This is a genomic window from Empedobacter sp. UBA7252, from assembly GCF_002472765.1.
Classification (GTDB): Bacteria; Bacteroidota; Bacteroidia; order Flavobacteriales; family Weeksellaceae; genus Empedobacter; species Empedobacter falsenii_B.
Map to the genome: position 1 here is coordinate 580 of NZ_DKSQ01000057.1, position 6,514 is coordinate 7,093.

At 32.7% G+C, this 6,514-nt stretch carries 4 protein-coding genes; 2 read left to right on the top strand and 2 right to left on the bottom strand.

What is annotated here, in order from left to right:
• Positions 1 to 19: 19 nt before the first annotated feature.
• Both B2X73_RS08095 and B2X73_RS08100 read left to right on the top strand, forming a co-directional pair.
• The gene (locus B2X73_RS08095) at positions 20 to 1,543 is read left to right on the top strand and encodes a catalase (RefSeq protein WP_180906765.1); all 1,524 of its coding nucleotides are present in this window, start codon (positions 20 to 22) and stop codon (positions 1,541 to 1,543) included.
• A gap of 61 nt (positions 1,544 to 1,604) precedes the next feature.
• Entirely contained in the window at positions 1,605 to 2,123 is a 519-nt protein-coding gene (locus tag B2X73_RS08100) for an ankyrin repeat domain-containing protein (protein ID WP_115000247.1), read from the top strand.
• Positions 2,124 to 2,180: 57 nt separating this feature from the next.
• Here B2X73_RS08100 and B2X73_RS08105 read toward each other — a convergent pair whose 3' ends face one another.
• Positions 2,181 to 4,052, bottom strand: a complete 1,872-nt coding sequence (locus B2X73_RS08105) for an Nramp family divalent metal transporter (RefSeq protein ID WP_038335783.1) — start codon at positions 4,050 to 4,052, stop codon at positions 2,181 to 2,183.
• 97 nt (positions 4,053 to 4,149) lie between these two features.
• On the bottom strand, positions 4,150 to 6,057 hold the full coding sequence (locus B2X73_RS08110) for an AMP-binding protein (protein ID WP_115000246.1): 1,908 nt from the start codon (positions 6,055 to 6,057) through the stop codon (positions 4,150 to 4,152).
• Positions 6,058 to 6,514 lie beyond the last annotated feature (457 nt).

Genomic DNA, 6,514 nt, shown 5'->3' on the forward strand with positions numbered 1-6,514 from the left:
AAAGAATAAAACTATAATTATGATCAAAAGAAGTTTAGTATTAAGTTTAGCATTCCTTTCTACGATTGGATTTGCCCAACAATTAACAACAAACACAGGCGCTCCAGTTGGAGATAATCAAAATTCTAAAACAATCGGAAATAACGGACAAGTTTTGTTGGAGGACATTCATTTAATTGAAAAATTAGCAGCATTTGATCGCGAACGTATTCCAGAACGTGTTGTTCATGCGCGTGGAGCTGGAGCTTTCGGAGAATTTGTAGCTGATAAAGATTTTTCTGATGTGACAATGGCTGATTTCTTGTCAACAGCTGGTAAAAAAACACCATTATTTGTACGTTTTTCAACTGTAACGCATCAACAAGGTTCGCCAGAAACTTATCGTGATCCACGTGGATTTGCTGTTAAATTTTACACAGAACTAGGAAATTACGATTTAGTTGGAAACAATTTACCTGTTTTCTTTATTCGAGATGCGATCAAATTCCCAGATATGGTGCATGCTTTCAGGCCATCTCCTGTAACAAATGGCGCATCTGATCCAAATCGTGTATTTGATTTTTTCTCTAATTTACCAGAGTCTACGCATATGTTAACGTGGTTGTTTTCAGATTATGGAATTCCTGCAAATTTTCGTCAAATGGAAGGAAATGGTGTACATGCTTACAAATGGGTAAATGCAAAAGGTGAAGTAACTTATGTGAAATACAAATGGGTTCCTCAACAAGAAACGAAAAATTTAACACAAGAAGAAGCGAATAAAATTCAATCGACTGAAATAGAACATGCAACATTAGATTTACGTAATGAAATCGACAAAGGAAACTTTCCGAAATGGGATTTATATGTTCAATTATTGAAACGAGAAGATTTTGATAAATTAGATTTCAATCCTGTTGATGTAACGAAAATTTGGCCAGAATCTGTTGTAAAGTTAGTTAAAGTTGGAACAATGACATTGAATGAGAATCCAACGAATTATTTTCAACAAGTTGAGCAAGCAGCATTTGCTCCAGCTACGTTGGTTCCAGGAATTGAAGCTTCTGAAGATAAATTGTTACAAGGTCGTTTGTTTTCCTATTCTGATACACAACGTCATCGTTTAACGGGTAATTTCCAACAAATTCCTGTTAATGCACCAAAAAATAGTGTAAAAACATATAATCAAGACGGTTATATGTCGATCCGTGAGCAAAAAGGTGATGTAAATTATCAACCTTCAACTAATCTTCCTGAGGTTGTAGATAATGCAAAATTCAAGTATTCAAAATCTGTTTTTCCTGCAGGAGCTATAACAACTCAGCATGTCATTGATAAAGAAAATAACTTTGTACAAGCTGGAGATTTGTACAAATCATTCTCTAAAAAAGATCAAGATAACTTAATCAAAAATTTATCTGGAGCTTTAAATTCGGTTAAAAATAAAGTAATTGTTCATAAAATGATTGCACATTTTTACCAAGCAAATACAGAATATGGAACACGTTTGATGAAGGCTACAAATACTTCTATGAGCGATGTAAAGCAATATTTACCAAAATAATTTCTATTGGATTGGAGTCGATTGAGTTTGGCTCCATGACTTTCATAAAATCAATATTATCATGAAAAAGTATATATTTTTAGCCTTATTTCTATTCAGTTTTTCTTCAATTTATGCACAAGATTTGTTTAGTGCGGCGAGAGAAAATAATGTGAAGCAAATAGAAGAATTAATTTCGAATGGAAAACATGTAAATGAAGCAAATCAACGTGGATTTACACCTTTAATTTTAGCGATTTATAATAACAGTTCAGACGCTGCGAAAGTATTATTATCAAAAGGAGCAAATCCTAATGCGCAAGATTTATCTGGAAACAATGCGTTGATGGGAGCCGTCTTTAGAGGATTTCCTGAAATGGTAAATTTACTAATTGCGAATAAGGCTGATGTTAATCAAGTGAATTTTAATGGAGCTTCTGCTTTGATTTTTGCTGTAACATTTGGTCAAAATGAAATTGCCAAAAAACTAATCGAAGCTGGTGCAGATTTAAACATTAAAGATAATAATGGTAAAACTGCTTTAGATCATGCTATTTTACAAGAAAATAAAGAAATGATTGAATTATTATCGATCAAATAATTTTTATATTTTAATCTAATCAAAAAGCCATTCAGAAAAATTCTGAATGGCTTTTTATTATTTTGCAATAAAGACCGGAATATTAACGCGATGCCTTAATTTATTAATCGTTTCTCCAAAAATAAAATCCATAAAACCTCGGTGTCCGTGCGAACCAACAATCAACAAATCTGCTTGATTTCGTTTACAAATTTCAGCAATTGAATTGATTCGATTATTGTAACCTAATTCGATTTTAGTTTCATTAAACAAAGGTCGAATGATCTCTGCATATTGTTCTAAACGTTTCAAATCTGACAGAGATTCTTCATCATTCGTACGCTCTCCCGTGTATTTTGCAGAAGCACTTTCGACAATATGAACCAAAATAATGGTAGATTCTGTAGTAGCTAATTGTGTCGCATAATTAATCACTTTTCTATCCGTTTTCGAAAAATCTAACGCAACAACAATCTTTTTGAAATGTTGATTCGAAATTTCTTCTAACGTAAACTTCTCAAATGGTTCATGAATTTCCTTTTGATGTTCTTCATTTTTCTTCAACATAATTGGAATAAAAAATGTCAGCAATAATAAAACTAAAAGTCCTATTTCTAACGCTATAAGAAAAATATTTAAAGTGTAAGATTCACTATTTGCCATCCATTTATTAACTTCTTCATACACCAATTGCGCATTCAGAAATGAAATAATAAAAGCGATTGTCCATGCAAAAAATTTGGTTGTTGTATTGATTGCAAAATTCCCCATTTTCGCTTTATCACTCACAAAATGAATCAACGGAATTACCGCAAAAGCCAATTGCATACTTAGGATAACTTGACTGAAAATTAGTAAAGAACCGACTTCTTTTTCTCCAAAAATAAGAATGACTACAACTGCTGGAACTACGGCTAATAATCGTGTCAAAATTCTTCTCAAAACAGGATTAATACGTAGATGTAAATATCCTTCCATCACAATTTGTCCAGCTAAAGTTCCTGTAACTGTAGAGCTTTGTCCAGCTAAAATTAAAGCAACTGCGAATAATTTTGGAGCCAAATCTGTTCCTAAAGTTGTCCCCAATAATCTATAAGCATCGCTCAGTTCTGCAACATCGTGATAGCCGTTTTTATGGAATACGGATGAAGCTAAAATTAAGATTGCAGCATTGACAAAGAAGGCTAAATTCAGAGCAATTGCGCTATCCCAAAAGTTATATTTGAGGGCTTTTTTGATTGAAAAATCATCGCGTTTTATTTGCCGCGTTTGGACGAGTGCAGAATGTAAATAAAGATTATGCGGCATTACAGTTGCGCCGATAATACCAATGCTGATATACAATGCAGCGCTATTTGGAATAGATGGAATAAATCCTTTTGCAACTTCTCCAAAATCTGGTTTTGCTAAAAACATTTCGGTTAAAAAACATAAACCAATCATCGTGATTAAACCAACAATGAAAAGTTCCATTTTTCGCATGCCTAATTTTTGAAGATAAAGTAGGAGAAAAGTGTCTAAGAAACTGATTAAAACACCATAGATCAAATCTATTCCAAAAAGTAAATTTAGACCAATTGCCATTCCCAAAATTTCTGCTAAATCACAAGCTGCAATAGCTATTTCGGCTAAAATATACAAGATGAGATTCATTCCTTTCGGATAAGTTTCTCGGTTACATTGCGCCAAATCTTTTCGTCGAACAATTCCCAAACGTGTACATAAACTTTGTAATAACAAAGCCATTATGTTACTCATCAATAAAACCCAAATCAAAGTATAACCAAATTGGCTGCCGCCTGCTAAATCGGTTGCCCAGTTTCCCGGATCCATGTAACCAACGCTTATTAAGTAGGCAGGTCCAAAAAAACTTAGGATTTTTCTAAACTTTCCTTTTTTGATTTGAACACTTTCGTGCACATCTTCTAATGATTTGGATTGATTTGGCATTGAATGATATTTCTAATTCAAATTTATGTAAAAATGAATAAAAAAAGCAGTAATAGTAGGAATTACTGCTTTTGAAATAGTGAATGAATAAAATGGATTATATTGACGAAATCGCAAAGGCTAGACCTACGTTTCTTCTTGAAAATTCGTGAATTAATTCATCTAAAACTGTAGCATCATCAATTGTAGATGGAATTGTGAATGGTGTTCCGTCTGCAATTTGAGATAAAGTTTTGCGTAATATTTTTCCGCTTCGTGTTTTTGGTAGTCTGTTAACTATTATAGATGTTTTGAAACAGGCAATTCCGCCAATTTCTTTGCGTAATAAAGCAATCAAATCTTTTTCGATTTCTTCTTCCGATTTTGATGCGTTTTCTTTTGTAACAATCAAACCTATTGGAATTTGACCTTTCAATTCATCTTTAATTCCCACAACCGCACATTCTGTAATATCAGGATGAGAAGAAACCAATTCTTCCATTGTTGCAGTACTTAACCTATGACCAGCGACATTAATAATATCATCAGTTCGACCTGTAATAAATACAAAACCATTTTCATCTCTAAAACCTCCGTCACCAGTTAAATAATGATTCGGAAATTGTTGAAAATAACCTTTTATAAATCGGTGTTCATTTCGCCATAAACTTGTCATACAACCAGGAGGAAGTGGAAGCTGAATCACGATAGAACCTTCCTCTCGTATATCATTTTCTTGTCCTTCTTCATTTACAATTTTTATATTATACCCAAAAACAGGTAATCCAGCTGCGCCAGGTTCAGGCATTATATTTTCGATTCCAACACAAATTCCTAACATTGGCCAGCCGCTTTCTGTCTGCCACCAATGATCAATAACGGGTAATTTTGAAATTTCTTTTAACCAATAATAAGTAGATGTATCACAACGTTCTCCTGCTAAGAATAAACGTTTCAGACTTGACGTATCGTATTTTTGGAATAATTTTCCTTCTGGATCTTCTTTTCGAATTGCTCGAATTGCTGTTGGAGCTGTGAAAACATTTTTGATTTTATGTTCTTCAACCATTCTCCAAAAAGCTCCAGCGTCAGGAGTTTTGATTGGTTTTCCTTCATAAATAACCGTTGTAACACCATAAATTAACGGCGCATAAACGATATAGGAATGTCCAACAACCCAACCAATATCACTTGCAGTAAGAATTGTATCACCTGGTTCTAAATCATAAAAATAGTTCATTGTCGAATTTAGTGCAGTTGCATAACCTCCTGTATCGCGTACGACACCTTTTGGCGTAGAAGTTGTTCCAGAAGTATACAAAATATATAATGGATGTGTACTTGGAACTTCGATAGGTTCTATAGGTTGATGTTGATACATTTCATCATAGGTATGAACGTTTTCTGCTGATAAATCATCGGTGTGATTTGGACGTTCAAAAATGACAATGTTTTTTGGTTTGTAAAGTGTTAATTCAATTGCTTCATCAATCAATGGTTTATAGTTGATTTGACGATTAATTTCTACTCCATAAGACGCAGAAATAATAACATCAGGTTGAGCATCATCAATACGAATAGCTAATTCTGGCGCTGCAAAACCTCCAAAAACAACAGAATGTATTACACCAATTCTCGCACAAGCAAGCATCGCAACAATTGCTTCTGGAATCATAGGCATATAAATAATTGCTGTATCACCTTTTGATAATCCTAAGGATGTAAGACCTCCTGCAAAACGACTTACTTTTTCTAAAAGCTGATTGTACGTAATTTTTTGAACAACTTCTGTAACAGGAGAATCGTAAATTAAAGCAAATTGTTCTCCGCGTCCAGCTTTTATATTTTCCTCCAAAGCCAAACGGCTCATATTTATTTTTCCGTCAACAAACCACGAATAATATCCGTTTTCATTTTGTTTTAAGATTTGTTCAGGGTAAGTTGACCATGCTAATTTCTGCGCTTCTTCTTTCCAAAAAAGTTCAGGTTCTTCAATACTTTTTGAGTATAAAGTTTTGTAATCCATTTATGTGTGTGCTGTGTTTTATTTGTTTTGTTAAGTTAGAAAAATGTTTAGAATTAATAATAAAGTTTAAAATGTTTGTTTTAGGACAGTTAATTATTTATCAACTATACAATAAAAAGTAGTATATAATTGTAAATTGATAAAATCAGATTATATTAATCAACTTTTATTATTAAATTAATAGTGTAAAAAGTACGTTATAAATTAGATTGATTAAAAATAAAGACTTAAAAAACGTGATAAAATCAGTTGAATATTATAGTCAATAAAAAATAAAATATTGTATATTTAATCCTTCGAAGAAAGCAGATAAATAAAGGGAATTAAAGCTTTTTTCTAAATCAACAAAAACATAAGAAAGATGGATACGCCTCATGTTATTACAGACGAACAATTAGAGAGAGAGAACATTGAGATAACGAGACGTTATAAAGAGATGCTTCAAAATACATATGTC